The 15,810-nt window shown below is 38.3% G+C and carries 9 protein-coding genes and 2 pseudogenes; 5 read left to right on the top strand and 6 right to left on the bottom strand.

Going from position 1 to position 15,810, the window contains the following annotated elements:
• Positions 1–99: 99 nt before the first annotated feature.
• Positions 100–1,494, top strand: a pseudogene (locus J3U71_RS08910) (IS3 family transposase).
• 56 nt (positions 1,495–1,550) lie between these two features.
• On the opposite strand, the gene J3U71_RS08905 reads toward J3U71_RS08910, so the two are convergent.
• From J3U71_RS08905 to J3U71_RS08885, 5 genes are all read right to left on the bottom strand, one after another.
• Positions 1,551–1,727: a hypothetical protein gene (locus J3U71_RS08905; RefSeq protein WP_267394423.1), complete on the bottom strand. Its 177-nt coding sequence runs from the start codon at positions 1,725–1,727 to the stop codon at positions 1,551–1,553.
• A gap of 286 nt (positions 1,728–2,013) precedes the next feature.
• Positions 2,014–3,480: a GH39 family glycosyl hydrolase gene (locus J3U71_RS08900; protein ID WP_267394425.1), complete on the bottom strand. Its 1,467-nt coding sequence runs from the start codon at positions 3,478–3,480 to the stop codon at positions 2,014–2,016.
• 128 nt (positions 3,481–3,608) lie between these two features.
• Positions 3,609–5,063 carry a glycoside hydrolase family 1 protein gene (locus J3U71_RS08895; RefSeq protein WP_267394427.1) on the bottom strand — a complete coding sequence of 485 codons (1,455 nt, stop codon included), beginning with the start codon at positions 5,061–5,063 and terminating at the stop codon, positions 3,609–3,611.
• Between the two features lie 22 nt (positions 5,064–5,085).
• Positions 5,086–6,372: a PTS sugar transporter subunit IIC gene (locus J3U71_RS08890; protein ID WP_267394429.1), complete on the bottom strand. Its 1,287-nt coding sequence runs from the start codon at positions 6,370–6,372 to the stop codon at positions 5,086–5,088.
• 409 nt (positions 6,373–6,781) lie between these two features.
• Positions 6,782–7,771: an AraC family transcriptional regulator gene (locus J3U71_RS08885; protein WP_267395735.1), complete on the bottom strand. Its 990-nt coding sequence runs from the start codon at positions 7,769–7,771 to the stop codon at positions 6,782–6,784.
• 153 nt (positions 7,772–7,924) lie between these two features.
• On the opposite strand from J3U71_RS08885, the gene J3U71_RS08880 reads away from it, so the two are divergent.
• The 4 genes and pseudogenes from J3U71_RS08880 (at position 7,925) to J3U71_RS08865 (ending at position 14,585) form a co-directional block, all read left to right on the top strand.
• Entirely contained in the window at positions 7,925–9,628 is a 1,704-nt protein-coding gene (locus tag J3U71_RS08880) for a glycoside hydrolase family 3 protein (RefSeq protein WP_267394433.1), read from the top strand.
• A gap of 18 nt (positions 9,629–9,646) precedes the next feature.
• Positions 9,647–12,463 (top strand): alpha-L-rhamnosidase, encoded by a 2,817-nt coding sequence (locus J3U71_RS08875; RefSeq protein ID WP_267394443.1) that lies wholly within the window; start codon positions 9,647–9,649, stop codon positions 12,461–12,463.
• On the top strand, positions 12,444–13,103 hold the full coding sequence (pgmB, locus tag J3U71_RS08870) for a beta-phosphoglucomutase (RefSeq protein WP_267394435.1): 660 nt from the start codon (positions 12,444–12,446) through the stop codon (positions 13,101–13,103). Before J3U71_RS08875 ends, pgmB begins: the two co-directional genes overlap by 20 nt.
• 110 nt (positions 13,104–13,213) lie before the next feature.
• Positions 13,214–14,585 (top strand): annotated as a pseudogene (locus J3U71_RS08865) (IS3 family transposase).
• A gap of 72 nt (positions 14,586–14,657) precedes the next feature.
• On the opposite strand, the gene J3U71_RS08860 reads toward J3U71_RS08865, so the two are convergent.
• The gene (locus tag J3U71_RS08860) at positions 14,658–15,746 is read right to left on the bottom strand and encodes a PTS sugar transporter subunit IIC (RefSeq protein ID WP_267394619.1); all 1,089 of its coding nucleotides are present in this window, start codon (positions 15,744–15,746) and stop codon (positions 14,658–14,660) included.
• Positions 15,747–15,810 lie beyond the last annotated feature (64 nt).

Below are 15,810 nucleotides of genomic sequence, written 5' to 3'. Positions count from 1 at the left end.
AGCCAAGAAAAACTAAGCTAAACTACTTTTAAACAAAAAGCAGCTGTTTCTCTAACTGAAGTGACCCCCAAATTTAGGACAAATTTGGGGGTTATTTTTATGGCTAAATTATCTAAACAAGATAAAATTGAAATCTATCATCTTTGGCATGATTATCAAGTTGGTCCTACTGAATTAAGTCAGCGTTATCAGGTTAGCAAGCCGAATATTGATTACTTGTTGGCTTTGATTAATCGTCACGGTCTAGCTATTTTAGACCAGCCTTACACTACTTACACAAGTAATTTTAAGGAGCAGGCACTCAAGCGGATTATAGTTGACCATGAATCCCTTTATCACGTTGCACTAGCTTTAGGCTTAAAAAGTCGTGGCATGTTGCACAATTGGCTACGAGAATATCGTAAAAATGGGTATAATATCGTTAATAAGCAAAGAGGAAGGTCGCCCCATGACCAAAAGAGAACAACTGATCAAACAGGAAAATCATCGACTCAAGCAAGAAATCGAACACTTACGCCAGCAGAACTTAAAGCTGACTATCGAGAACGAATTTGTAAAAAAATTGAGCGTCTTAGTCGACCAGCGGACCAAGAACCGCAAGCCCCGGAAATAGCCGTGGCAGTTACCCAACTAAGACGTGAGCTTAAAGTCAGCGTAACTTTTATTCTTGCTACTATTAATGCCAATCCCAATCTACCCCATCTATCCCGTAGTGATTACTACTACACTTTAAAGAAGAAGGACAAAGATCGGGATAACCAAGAAATAATGGCTGAAATCAAAGCTATCTACGAAGAACACAAGCACCGCTACGGCTATCGGCGCATTACTGTAGAGCTTAGACGTCGTGGTTTATTAGCCAATCATAAAAAAGTGCAGCGCTTAATGAACAAACTGAAATTGTGTGGCATAGTCAGTAAACGCTAGCGCAAATATAACAGTTATCGCGGTACCCAAGGTCCAATTAAGCCTGACCTGATTAAGCGTAACTTTAATGCGATTTATCCCAATCACAAATGGTATTCAGATATAACTGAGTTTAAGCTCAATGGGCAAAAGACCTACTTATCACCGATCATTGATGGGTGTACCCAAGAGATTATTTCCTATACTATTTCTCGCAGTCCTAATCTTAAGCAGACCATGAATATGTTAAAAAAGGCCTGGCACAAGTATCCGGTACTGAACGGCTTGATCTTCCATACCGATCAAGGCTGGCAATATCAGAACTACAGATTTCAAGCATGGCTGGAAAATCATGGCATTAGCCAATCAATGTCACGCATGGGTAATTCGCTTGATGATGGCTTAATGGAAGGTTTCTTCGGCATACTTAAACGAGAAATGTTTTATGGGTTTGAAAAGCGGTTTAAGAATCTCAATGAACTGGAAGACGCAATCAGAGACTACATTGAGTATTACAATCAGAAAAGAATCAAAATCAAACTAAAAGGACTAACTCCGCTTGAATATCGGAAGTTAGTCCTCAGCTAGCAGCTAATATAAAGTGTCCTAATTTTGGGGTTCATATCAAACAATACAGCTGTTTTTTAGCTTTTTTTATGAGCTGGTAAGAAATGATAGACAAGGTCAACAACTGCTTGGGCAAACATGCCTCCAGCCATCCAGTACATTCCCATCATCATGTTGCCGGTAAATGTATAATAGGCGGTAATTCCATATACAATCACCCACAAAATTTTGAAATAAATATTATCACACATCATTTTTTTATATCTCCCTTCAATTTCAAATAAAATTATACCTTTTTTTACGGTAAAAATGGGGCTTTTTTAGGTTATTTAAAAGATTAAAAGTGCGCTTTCAAAAAAATACCGTAATAACTGTTATTATTGCAAAATGTTTACATCCGTAAGCTTTGACAAACTTTTTTAATTAACAGTTTTAAAAAGCAGAAAATTAGAATAAATTCCTAGTTATGTAATTTAATTGTTACTTTTTACACACAAAAACGCTTTAAACATTTATTTAGTTCAAAGAGTTTTCGTCTCTTTATGCAAAATAATTAGGAATTTCCACAAAAATACAAGAGTGTGGAGATACCACTAGAGAAAGACTACCATCTTTAATGTGCAGTTTTTCTTTATGCAGTTGGGATGACTTACGAAGCAAGTCAATCTCTGGCTGCTTAATGTATTGCGGCTTGCCCAATACACACCACTTTTTCAATGGATTAGCATGGTTTTCATCAATCCTTTGCAAAATGCCATCAAAAGCTTTTTGTTGCCGCAATTCAATCCTTATTTTTTCCGCGGTAATTTTACCACTCGGAACATTATGGTTATAAGCCAAAACTTGAAGATTTTTTTCCTTTTGGACAGCCAAAACTTCGGTCGTACTTGGTTCATTACATTCAACTTTAATACGTTTTGAACCTAGTCGGTGAAAAATTTCAAAAATCCGGTAGACAGGCTTCTCAATACCTTCAACGGTCTGTAAACCACACCCACCATGGAAAACACCTGGTTTTTGTGACTGCTCTTCAAAAATATCTGTAAAGGTCCAAAATGAATAACCTTCCACCAAGCCATCATTATCTGCAAGGGTCTTGGCAACCATAGCGGCGGCATAAGGTTCATCATGAATCATATCGCCTACCATTGCTGAAACATTCCATTCAGTATAGTAAAGTGGATAATTGCCAGCCTGTTTTCTTGAACTGAGAGTCATTTCATGCAAAATGCCACGGTGATAACCAGTTTTTTCTTGAGCAGAATTTTTAAAAAATTCTGCAATACCTAACCCGCTTTTCCATAATGGATCATCCGTTGGATAATGATGGGTAGTTATAAAATCCAGTGGGACGTTATTTTCCTCGCAAAAATTAATCATTTCTGGAATCCAGGAATTGCATGAAGTAGCCGGACCACCAAACCTAAGATTATTATCTAAGAATTTTGCAGTCTTGACAGTTATTTCGTAAAGGTGAAAATAATCCTGCTGCGTTCCCGCAAAAAATAATGGCAAATTCGGCTCATTCCAGACTTCAAAGAACCAAGTTTCCACCTCTTCTTTACCGTAGCGCTCAATAATGTGCTTGATAAACCGGCCGATTAGTTCTTCCCATAATTTATCAGATTTTGGCATTGAATTATTTCCGCCATAGGCAAAGACTTTCCCATTACCAGAAGCAATGCAGGTTGGCATGAAACCGAGCTCTACAAATGGTTTCATGCCAATCTCAAGCAGGAAATCAAAGATTTTATCAACATTGATGAAATTATAGGTTATTCCCTTTGACTTACCCGCAAAATCGAAATTTTCAATGCAAACGCTCATTTCGTCATCAAACAAGCCATGAAAACGAACGTATCTAAATCCTAGTTCATGGTGGACTTTAATCAATTGTTGACGATAATCTTCCCGTAAAGCCGTATATGCGTGGCAGCTGCCGACACAAAATTCCCAGTAATGGGGAAAATCGGTTTCTACATTTTCTTCAATTTTAAAGGTTATCATTTATTATCTCCCTTTTTTAATTTTGAATAATTTTTTCTAAATAATACATTTTAGTTTACTTCCAAAATAAAAGAATATTGGCCTATCTTTAAACAAACGAGCCAATATTCTTTTTTAAAATATATAATTTATAGATTTGAACCGTTCATTTTAATAGTTTTTTTGTACCAATCGAATGAACTTTTCTTTTTCCGCTCCAGAGTGCCATGGCCGTAATCATCTAAATCTACATATATAATTCCGTATCTTTTTGACATTTCACATGAACTGGCACTTATTAAGTCAATGCAGCCCCAAACCAAATAACCCATGACTTCAACTCCATCTTCGCAAGCCTCACCTACTTGTTTAATGTGCTCTTTCAGATATTCAATTCGGTAATCATCATGAATTTGATTATCACTTGCAATCACATCTTTTGCACCGAGGCCATTTTCAACAATAAAAAGTGGAACTTGGTACCTATCATATAACTCATTTAAAGCTATTCTTAACCCTATAGGATCACATTGCCATCCCCATTCACTCGATTTTAAATAAGGATTTTTAAACGAAAGTTTGAGATTTCCAGAAGTTAATTTTTCTCCCTCTTGCGAGTCTTTTGAAACTGCAATCATAGAAGAATAATAACTAAATGCAAGAAAATCCGCAGTCCCTTCCTTTAATATTCTTTTGTCTTTTTTTTCAGCTCTTATATGTATATTGTTTTCTTTCATGAACCTGGTCATGTAGCTTGGGTAGTAACCTCTAATTTGTACATCACTAAAAAAGAGGTTGTTCTGATTTGCCTTCACATTTGCTAAAGCATCCTCTGGTCTACAACTTCTAGGGTAGCTTTCAAACCTCGCTATCATAGCGCCAATTTGACCATCTGGTATTATTTCATGACACTTTTTTACAGCGAGAGCACTTGCTACAAATTGATGATGAGCTGCCTGATATCTTGCCTCAACTCTATTTTCAACATTATCAGCTAATATCCCTCCACTAGTGAAACCACTCATTTCTAGTACATTGATTTCATTAAAGGTGATCCAATATTTCACCTTATCTTTATAACGATTAAAAACTGTTTCAGCATAATGTACAAACTGATTAATTGTTTTACGTGACAACCACCCATTTTGCTTTAAAACTAAATTTAGTGGCATTTCAAAGTGTGACAGGGTAACCATAGGTTGAATATTATGTTTCAGGCATTCATCAAAGACTTTGTCATAAAACTCTAGACCTTCCTCATTAGGTAAATTGTCATCTCCATTGGGAAAAATGCGTGGCCACGAAATAGAAGTTCGAAACATTTTAACTCCAGCTTCGGCTAATAAACTAATATCCTCTTTGTAATGATGATAAAAGTCTATACCATCTCTTTTTGGATACCTGCCTTCTTTATCAAGCATAGCAAATTCAACATCCGATTTTCTGACTAAGCTATCTGCTGGACCTTTTGGCTTCTCACCTTGCGGAACATATCTATCAATATCAGCTGTCGACCATCCTTTCCCATGTTCTAAAAAAGTGCCTTCAGTCTGATTAGCTGAAACTGCCCCACCCCATAAAAAATTTTCTGGAAATTTTGCCATAATTAATTACCTTCAAATAGCTTTAATTTGATTTTGCCTTTAACTCTTTTTCTAATAGCTGTTTTTCATAGATTTTGAAAAATGGATAATACAAAATTGTTGCTGGAATAATCATTAAGTAATCCCAAATTGCATTTTGCCATTTCAATCCTTCTAAATATCTTTGAAAACCAATTGGAACCATAGGTGGGATTAAAATCCATGGTACTTGAATAAAGCCACTCTTATAGCCAAAGTAAGTTAATAACATTATAATAGGAACGCTTAGAACATAAGGGATACACAATATTGGATTGTACATAATCGGCATTCCAAATGATACTGGCTCATTAATGTTGAACAGACTAGGTATTAAAGATACACGAGAAATTGACCTTATTTGTTCTGACTTTGATCTCAGACCCATCAAAACTAAAGGTAAAGTATTACCAGTTCCTCCAACCATAGAAAGACCGGCATACAAAAATACAGGATAAAACTGCATAGGTTGTCCAGCAGCATGTGCTGCTGCGTTCATGCCAATCGCTTGGATTGAAAGAGGAAAAACTATTGATGAAATCAACATCGTTCCATGAATACCAAAGCACCATAAAATAGCAGCAAGTGTACAAAGAATTATCATTCCAGGAACAGAAGTCAGTGTTTTTAATGGATATGACAATATCATTGTAAAACCAGACGCAAGAGTGTATTTTCCATTTGAAAGAACAGAAATAGCTCCAACAATTACAGAGAAAAATGCTGAACTAAACAACAGTGGTAGCAATGCGGAAAAACTCTCTGCCAAAAATGGCGGGATTACATCAGGCATTTTTATTCGAATGTTCTTATCTTGAAAGACTTTTTCAATCCGAACAGATAAGAAGACAACTAAAAAGCCTATAAACATTCCTTGAGTTCCTAAATATGTCATATCAATACTTGCTTGACCGGTTTTCCCAATTGTTATGGAACCAACCGCAAGAAAAAAGCAGACAAGGGCATCTAGAATATTCATGAGAGGAGCTTTTAAGTCTAACTTTTTAGCATAGTTATATGCAAAAAGCGCAACTACCCATAGTGACATCAAATTCATGGTAAATTGATAAATATAGTTTAATGAACTATACACTATTCCTTTATCTGAGATAACTTTAAGTAATGTTGGTCCCAAAAATACCATTAATATCTGTGCAATGGAACCTACTAAAATTATTCCTAGCGTCCCCATCATAGCTGCTTGTAACGAAGACAAAAACTTGTTTTTCCCAACTTTTTCACTCCATTCTTGGAGTTTCTTCATGAACGGGTTCTCCAATATTTTTTTCATAGTATCCTCCTAGATAAAAAATAATCGAAAATATGAACTACTGATAACACTTTACGGATCAGCTATTTTTAATTCTAAAGAGAATTTTGTAAATTAACTATATATAAAAAACAGGATATTTATGTCGTTTTCACAGATTGTAATATTTGATTCTAAATCAATCTTACGATTTCTAAAAGTTCACAGTCAGTAAATGTAATAGTTATTTTCCCTTTTTTTGCCTTTTAACAAAAATAAAAAAACCGACTAAATTCTAAATTTAAATTTAGCTTTAAAAACATGAAAACTGTCTCTAACAACTTATTTATAATCAAAATCAAGGGGCTTTATGTATTTAAAAATGTTCAAAATCCAGATTGTTTATGTTTATTTCACAGGTACCAAATCATTATTAATTTAAACAATTGATCTATCTCGTTTCAATTCGATATCTTGCTGGAGAAACACCAAAATATTGTTTAAAAATTTTGTAAAAGTATGATGCATTTTGGTAACCAACTTGGTTGGCAATTTTCTCGACTGAAACCTTCGTACAAGTTAAATACTCAGCTGCCACATTCACACGCTGAAGCTGAACTAATTTAATAAATGACAGTCCTGTAGAATTTTTTAAATAGTCGGATAAATAATTAGGATTAAAGTTAAAGTAATTTGCCATCTTTTCTAATGTAATATCAGGATAATTTTTCTCAATATAAAGAAGTAGTGATAATAAGTTATTTGTTTGTTTTTTTGAATCCTTTATTTTGCCTTCCTGATTGTACATTTTTCGAATTAGTAAAGAAAACATTGTTAACATTTTAAGCTTAATTATCTGATCAGATTGAATTTGCGAATTATAATATTCATTAATAATATCATAAATTAAATTACCTATTTGGAAGTCATGATCAATTTTAAATAGACTATAATGTCCTTCACCATGCTCTTCATTTGACAAAAGCGAAAAAAGCAAATTTGAAATTGTTATGCCCTTTCCTTTTGCTTGCAAAAAATTGAGTTCATTCAAAGAAAAGGCAGAAGGACGTAATTCAATATTAACTACAACGTCTTCTTTTGCAATTGGCTCGACTCTATGTGGCGTCTTCATACCAATAAAAATCATATCATCTTGATTAACCTGGATTCGTTCATGCTCTGTAACAACAACACAGTTCCCCACTAGAGGAATATTTATTTCTACATAATCATGAATATGGAAAGGAATAAATGATTTTATTGGCTGAGCAGAGATAGTGATTGAACTGCTGTTTAAAACTAAATTATCTGAATAAGTATTAAAAAACTCATAAACAGGTTTGTTATTGATATATTTTGCGATTTTCAGTTCAAACTCATTTGATTTAAATTCCTGCAACATAGTATCCCAGTCACGATAACCATTATTTTTACGTAACATCTGGATGATTTCTTCATGCATGTGTATATCCTTAAGCAATTTTATTCTGTGAAATAAACAGTTTTTCTATGTAATTTAACAATAGTTTACATTTTTACATTAAGTTAAAATGAAGGACAAAGCAAGACAAAATAAATGCTATGGAGGATAAATATGGTAAATCTTACTAAAAAGCCTTATAACTTGTCGAAAGTCCAAGTTGACTTTGTCGGCAAAACAGTCGCAAGCATGTCAACTGATGCAAAAATCGGACAACTCTTTTTTGTTATAGGTCAAGATGAGGAAAAAACCGATTTACAAAAGTTTGTTAAAAAGTTTCAACCGGGCGGAATTATGTATCGGCCAGATAAAGCGCAGAAATTACAGCGCGAGATTGCCGTTTCGCAAAAAGCCAGCAAAATTCCACTTTTAATTGCAGCCAATCTCGAAGCTGGAGGAAATGGGTTGATCACAGGCGGAACATGGTTTGGTCGTCCATTACAAATTGCTGCAACTGATGATGCTCAAAACGCTTATAATCTTGGTGCTGTATCTGGGTACGAGGCAAAACAAGTTGGTGGCAACATGTCTTTTGCACCGATTGTTGACATTGATCAAAACTTCCGCAACCCGATCATGAACGTTCGGACATTTGGTAGCGATAAAGACCGCGTGATCAAAATGTCTGATGCGCAAATTGCCGGTCTTAACGCCAACCATGTTATTCCAGTGGCTAAACACTTCCCAGGTGACGGTGTCGATGAGCGTGACCAACACCTTGTTAGTTCAGTCAATTCACTTTCAGCGGATGAATGGATGGAATCTTATGGTGAAATATACCACCACTTAATTGAAAATGGTCTGCCAAGTATTATGATTGCGCACATTATGCAGCCTGCATGGGAACGCAAATTAGAACCAGGAATTGCAGATAAAGACTTGCGCCCTGCTTCTACTTCTAAACTATTGATCGATGGCTTATTGCAGAAAGAGTTGAACTTCAATGGTTTAACTATTACTGATGCTACTCCAATGATTGGTTACAATGCCGTTATGAAACGTTCAGAAGCATTGGTTGCAACCATTAATGCCGGTATCGACATGATTTTATTCAACAAAGATATCGATGAAGATTATAAGTACGTAACTGATGCCGTTGCTGACGGTAGAATTCCGATGGAACGTGTCGACGACGCTGTTACCCGCATCATCGCAACCAAAATCGCTCAAGGAGTTATGAACACGGATAACCAGCTCTGTGAACCTTCCTCACCTTCAATTGATTTGAAACTAGCTGAACATGAAAAATTAGCTGCTAAAGTTGCCGATGAATCAATTACGCTTGTCAAAGATCGCGATCACCTCTTGCCAATTACACCAGACAAGTATCCACGGATTCGGTTAGTTGTTTTAGGCGACACAAATGATGGCGGCTTTAAGGAAGGTGGCCAGGTTACGGCAAAGTTCAAACAAAAATTGGAAGAAAAAGGCTTTAAAGTGACTGTTTTTGACCGTAAAAATCTGAACTTTAAGGAGGTTTTTGAAGGCGGGGTTCAATACGAAAAAAAACGCTTTGACTTGGCCTTTTACGTTGCCAATGTCGAAACAGCAAGCAACCAAACAACCACAAGACTTGATTGGATTCACCTAATGGCAGCTGATGCTCCTTGGTTCATGAAGGATATCCCTACTGTTTTCGTTTCAACTTGCAACCCATATCACCTCTTTGATATTCCAATGGTTTCAACCTACATCAATGCCTATACTGGAAACGAAGTAACAATCAATGCTTTAATGAGAAAGATGACCGGAGAAGAAGAATTTTTAGGCAAGAATCCGGTAGATCCTTTCTGCGGTAAATTTGATACCCGCTTATAGAAAGAGAGAATAACAATGATGGAGATTAGCCAAATTTCAATTAATCATCTGGCTGCTCCGCTTGGCTATGATTTTGACAATCATTTACACATTGATTTCGAAATCACCAGTTCTGAGCCAATGCAAGAGCTTAAAAAGAAGATCGTGGTAAAAGCCGAAGAAACTGTTTATGCTTCTGACTGGCAAGATTATGACCATAACTTTTTTGACTTTGAACTTGCACTCACGCCGCGGACACGTTATGAAGTCACAATTAGCGTAAAAACCCCTGCAAAAGAAATCAGCAAAAGCAGCTTTTTTGAAACTGGAAAAATGGATGAACCATTCACCGCTAGTTGGATTGGTAACGAAGATAAAAATCTTCAGAACACCCTTTTAGAAAAGCTGTTCACTTTAAAGCAAAAAGTCGCAAGTGCTCGTTTGTATATGACTGGATTGGGCGTCTATGAAGCATACTTAAACGACGAGAAAATCGGAGATGAATTGTTAGCCCCTGGTGTTACCGCCTATGATCACCTGGTTCAAGTTCAAACTTATGATGTGACTAGTGCTTTACAAGCTTCACCTGATCAAAAACTGCTAATTTTGCTTGGCGATGGCTGGTATAAAGGTAACTTTGGCTTTGATGGCGGACAAGATAACATCTATGGTGACCAACAGATCGCCATTGCTGAACTCTATGTCCAATATGAAGACGGTTCTACGGAAAAAATTGTCAGTGATGAATCATGGCAAACTACTTCCGGCAAAGTAACTAAATCCGCCATTTACTATGGTGAAGACTACGACGATACTCGTGAAATTACCGCTTGGCAACCTGCGAAAGTCATTGACCACAGTAAGTCAGTGCTTCACGATCGTCTTAGCTTGCCGCTCAAAGTTGAGGAATATTTACCGGTCAAAGAAATTATTCAGACCCCTGCTGGTGAAACCGTCCTAGATTTTGGACAAAACCAAGCTGGCTGGCCGGAATTCTTTAACCGCGAGCAATCCGGAACTACCCTAAAATTGCAAGTCGGGGAAATTTTACAAAATGGCAACTTCTACCGCAACAATCTAAGAGAAGCGCGTGCTGCTTTTGATTACACGTCTAATGGTGAACAAAAATGGGTTCGTCCCCACTTCACTTACTACGGCTACCGCTACGTTAAAGTAACTGGTAACACAAAGCCATTGAACAAGGATGAATTTAGAGCTGCCGTAATTTACTCTGACATGAAAACAACCGGCTCAATTACTACCGATAATGCCAAGGTTAATCGCCTGCTTGCAAACGTGATGTGGAGCCAAAAGAGCAATTTCTTTGATGTTCCAACCGACTGCCCGCAGCGTGATGAACGACTTGGCTGGTCGGGTGACGCAGACATTTTCTCAAGCACAGCCGTATTAAATATGGATGCTTATGCTTTCTTCAAGAAATATGCGCGTGACATGCAAATTGAGCAAGAAAATCATGACGGCATGTTGACAATGTATGCGCCAGCAATGGGCAATGACAGCGGTGGTGCAGCTATTTGGGGCGACGCGGCAACGGTCATTCCTTGGACTGTTTATCAAGCATATAATGATCCAGCAATTCTCCGCCAAAACTACTCCAGCATGAAGGCTTGGGTTGATTGGATTAGCAAATCCACTTCTACCCCAAATCTATGGACTGGTTGTTTCCAATTTGGTGACTGGTTGTCCTTAGACGGTGAAAACCCAGCCATGCCGACAGGTAAGACTGATGAAGACTTTATTGCTTCTGTTTACTATTACTATTCAAGCTCAATTGTTGCTCAAGCAGCGGAAATTTTAGACCATCCTGATGATGCACAAACCTACGCTAAACAAGCTGAAGCAATCAAACAAGCAATCAGAGCCGAGTTTATTACTAAGACCGGTCGGCTATCAATCGACACCCAAACTGCCTATGCCTTAGCTTTGCACTTCGACCTTGTCCCGCAAGAACAAAAACAACGGGTGGTTCGTGATCTCGTTACCAGATTAGGTAAAGATAACAACCACCTGAAGACCGGCTTTGTTGGTACCCCGTTGATTTGCCAAGTGCTCTCAGAAAATAGCGAGCATAAACTGGCTATGCAAATCTTCTTAAATGAGGACTTCCCTAGTTGGCTTTATGCAGTTAACCTTGGTGCAACAACGATTTGGGAACGGTGGAATTCTGTTTTGGCCGATGGTTCAATGAATCCAGAAGGAATGAATTCACTCAACCACTATTCAATCGGAGCAATTATGCAATGGGTTTACCAACAAGTGCTAGGCCTCGGCGCACAAGAAAATGGTTATCAGGATGTCACTTTTGCACCGCAATTTGATTACCGCCTTAAACATGTTCAGGGACATTACGAGAGTTCCTACGGTGATCTGAAGATCGAATATCAACTTGAACAAGATGAGCATCATACGATTGAAATCAAGTTAAGCATTCCATTTGGACAACACGTGAAGGTCAAATTGCCACGGGCAAACGGTCAGGTAAAAGTTAATGGTTCTTTAGAAACCTTGCCATTAGATTTAACTAACGGTGACTATACTATTTCTTATCAACCGGAAACTAGTTATATCGAATACTACAATCTGAATATGCCGGCTAAAGATCTTATGGCTGATCAAGAATTAATCGATCAACTGCTGCCAATTAACGGCGTCTTCGGTTTCTTGCAAGATCCTAAGAATCTGGCAACCTTTGGCAGCAGTTCATTAATTGAAATGAATGTCATGCTTCCATTTATCAATATTTCAGATGATGATTTTGAACAAATTAAAGCGATCATGGCGCAAACCCCATTAGCAAGTGAAAGGAAGTTTTTAAATGAAAGGCGTACTGTTTGATCTTGACGGTGTAATTGCCGATACCTCGGTCTATCACTTTCAAGCTTGGCGCAAACTAATTAAAGACCATTTTAACCGGGAACTCCCCGATGAGCTCGAGGTGCAAACCAAAGGCGTAAGTCGTGCCGACTCACTAACGGCCATTTTAAACTATCTCGACATTAAAGTTAGTGATGAAGATTTTAACCAAATGACTGCCGAAAAAAATAAAGTTTTTCGCGAATTACTTAATGGCTTAACGCCAAATAACATCTTACCTGGAATCTCCAACCTAATCTCCCAATTTAAGCAGCACGACATTAAGCTCGCACTGGCCTCAGCCAGTTTAAACGGCCCCTTTATTTTAGAAAAACTGCAGTTGCTTGATACCTTTGATGCCATTGCCGATCCGAGCAAGGTGGCTGCAGGCAAGCCGGCGCCAGATATTTTCAATGCGGCAGCTGAAGCAATTAACCTTGCCCCGCAAGATTGTGCAGGCATTGAAGACTCAGTTGCTGGCATTACCGCAATTAACCGCTCCAGTGCACTTTCAGTCGGTGTTGGCGACCGCGATGAACTTAGTGAAGCCAAACTTCTTTTCCCTGATACCTCCTTTTTAGATTATGAAAAAATTGAACAAGCCTGGGAAAAAATAAATTAAGCTAAATTCAACCTCTTATTGAACAGAAATAAATTAAACACCTTTAAATAAAAAAGTCCAATTCTCTTTGATATGAACCCCGAAGTTAGGACAACTTCGAGGTTTTTATTATGGCTAAATTATCCAAACAAGATAAAATTGAAATCTTCAATCTTTGGCGGAATTATAACATTAGACCTAGTAAATTGGGTCGACGTTATGGTATTAATCCTGCTAACATTAAGTATTTGCTTGTTCTTATTCAACGTCACGGCCTAGCTATTTTAGACCAGCCGTATACTGAATATTCACTTGAGTTCAAAAAACAAGCTATTATACGAGTACTAGTCAAGCACGAACCAGCCTTATCAGGTGGCACTTGATCTTGGCCTAAAAAGTAACGGTATGTTAGCTAATTGGCTGCGCAGCTATCGTGAAAACGGGTATAATGTCGTTATCAAACAGAAAGGACGATCGCCCCATGCCCAAACAAGATCCAGAAATCAACCGTCTGAAGCAAGAAAACAAGCACTTACGCCAGCAGAACTTGAAGCTGACCGTCGAGAACGAATTTATAAAAAAATTGGCCGCCTCAGTCGACCAGCGGACCAAGAACCGCAAGCCGCGGAAATAGCCCGGGCAGTTACCCAGCTAAGGCATGAACTCAAGGTCAGCATAACTTTTATTCTTGCTGTTATTAATGCTAATCCCAATCTCCCGCATCTATCCCGCAGTAATTATTACTACAATTTGCAGAAAAGGGATGAGGATCGTGGCAACCAGCAGGTGATGGCTGAAATCAAAGCCATTTATGAAGAGCACCGACACCGCTATGGCTATCGGCGCATAACTCTGGAACTTAGACGGCGTGGTTGGCTAGTCAATCACAAAAAAGTACAACGCTTGATGAACAAGCTGAAACTCTTTGGCATCGTCAGTAAACGCTGACACAAGTATAATAGCTATCGCGGCACCCAGGGTCCAATTAAGACCGACTTGATTAAACGTAATTTTAGCGCAGTTTACCCGGAACATAAGTGGTATTCAGACGTGACCGAGTTCAAACTCAACGGTCAGAAGACCTACCTGTCACCCATTGTTGATGGCTGCACGCAAGAGGTGATTGCCTACTCCATTTCCCGCAGTCCTAACCTTAAACAGATTATGGATATGCTAAAACAGACTTGGCGCAAGCATCCAGCATTAAATGGTCTAATTTTTCATACAGATCAAGGCTGGCAGTACCAGCATCCTAAATTCCAAGCTTGGCTAAAAGACCATGGAATCAAACAGTCTATGTCGCGTAAGGGCAACTTCTTAGGTGATGGATTGATGGAAGGGTTCTTTGGCATAATGTTCTATGGCTTTGAAGGCCAATTTAAGAATCTAAAGGAGCTGGAAGAAGCAATCCAAAAATATATCAGTTACTATAACCAGCAAAGAATCAAAGTAAAACTAAAAGGACTAAGTCCGCTTGAATATCGGAAATTAGTCCTTAGTTAGGTTTTATTAAACTGTCCTAATTTTGGGGTTCACATCACTTTTACGAGAAGCGGGCTTTTTCTTTGTTATTTACTATTCGCCTAGATAAGCAAAGACAACCTTTTCATCATATACATGGAACACTTTTTCAAAAACAAAGCGGCAGATCAGTGCCACAACTACGGGGATGACAATCCAAACTAGTAAGGCGACAAAAATACTAATGCTGGCTTTACCAGCATCTAATGAAGCGATTGGGCCGACCAAACCGACAAGGCCAAACCCTGCTGAAGCAGGCGTTCCACTTACGCCAAGCAAAGCCACTGGAATAGCGGTAACAATGGCGGTAATGATGCTTGGCAAGAGAATAATCGGATGACGAAATAGATTCGGCATCATCATTTTCATCGCTCCTAAGGCAATCGCAAGGGTCACCCCAGATTTGTTTGTTCGCCAAGAATGAACCACTAATACCAAAGTAGTGGCGGCAACACCCATCGCAGCTGCTCCAGCGGATAAGCCATTAAGCTGAATGGCCATGCCGATAGCGACAGTTGAAATAGGAGAAATAATTAAAATCGCAAACATACAAGCTATTAAAATACACATTAAGACAGGTTGTAAGGTAGTGAAAGAGTTGATCAACGTTCCGAGCCAAGTCGTAATTTTGCTGACGTAGGGCAAAATCAGCATCCCAATCCAACCAGCGCCTCCGCCAATTAGGATTGGTGCAGCAATAATCTTAACTGAACCAAAATGATCGCCTACTAAGAGTAGCAAGCCGACAGCCAGACCTGAAGTGATCATGGTATTAATCAGATCACCGGTTCCAGCAGAAACAAAAACCCCCTGGGCTTTAGTTGCCGGGTTAACCATTTGCGGAACAAATTTAGTCACGCCAGAACCGACGCAAGCGGCAGCACCAACAATCGCAACATCCAGCGGCACCATTTTAAACTGAATGGCAATTAATGCCCCAATTAATAGGGGCGTCGCACATTGAAAAATCAAGAGTGCTTGGTTAATACCGGTAGTTACCGGATTCGCACCAAATAATTTCAAAATTGCGCTTACCACTGCGTTGGGAATCAAACCGACTATAATACCAGTTGCGGTACCCGCTAGAATATTATTTAGAAAAGTTTTAACAGTTATTTTTTCATTTTCGATTGTACCAGCCATTAGAATACTCCTCTTTCATTCCATTAGATTTTAAGTGAACCTTTCCCTTCAAAATAATGACCTG

It is taken from the genome of Lactobacillus sp. B4015, assembly GCF_026536055.1.
In the GTDB taxonomy this organism is placed as follows: domain Bacteria; phylum Bacillota; class Bacilli; order Lactobacillales; family Lactobacillaceae; genus Lactobacillus; species Lactobacillus panisapium.
The sequence above is the reverse complement of the archived record's forward strand: the minus strand, read 5'-3'. Positions and strand labels throughout refer to the sequence as shown.

What these genes read in the sequence shown, in the direction of transcription:
- J3U71_RS08905 (WP_267394423.1), bottom strand. Translation starts at nt 1,727, where the DNA reads ATGATGTGTGATAATATTTATTTCAAAATTTTGTGGGTGATTGTATAT.
- J3U71_RS08900 (WP_267394425.1), bottom strand. Translation starts at nt 3,480, where the DNA reads ATGATAACCTTTAAAATTGAAGAAAATGTAGAAACCGATTTTCCCCAT.
- J3U71_RS08895 (WP_267394427.1), bottom strand. Translation starts at nt 5,063, where the DNA reads ATGGCAAAATTTCCAGAAAATTTTTTATGGGGTGGGGCAGTTTCAGCT.
- J3U71_RS08890 (WP_267394429.1), bottom strand. Translation starts at nt 6,372, where the DNA reads ATGAAAAAAATATTGGAGAACCCGTTCATGAAGAAACTCCAAGAATGG.
- J3U71_RS08885 (WP_267395735.1), bottom strand. Translation starts at nt 7,771, where the DNA reads ATGTTACGTAAAAATAATGGTTATCGTGACTGGGATACTATGTTGCAG.
- J3U71_RS08880 (WP_267394433.1), top strand. Translation starts at nt 7,925, where the DNA reads ATGGTAAATCTTACTAAAAAGCCTTATAACTTGTCGAAAGTCCAAGTT.
- J3U71_RS08875 (WP_267394443.1), top strand. Translation starts at nt 9,647, where the DNA reads ATGGAGATTAGCCAAATTTCAATTAATCATCTGGCTGCTCCGCTTGGC.
- pgmB (WP_267394435.1), top strand. Translation starts at nt 12,444, where the DNA reads ATGAAAGGCGTACTGTTTGATCTTGACGGTGTAATTGCCGATACCTCG.
- J3U71_RS08860 (WP_267394619.1), bottom strand. Translation starts at nt 15,746, where the DNA reads ATGGCTGGTACAATCGAAAATGAAAAAATAACTGTTAAAACTTTTCTA.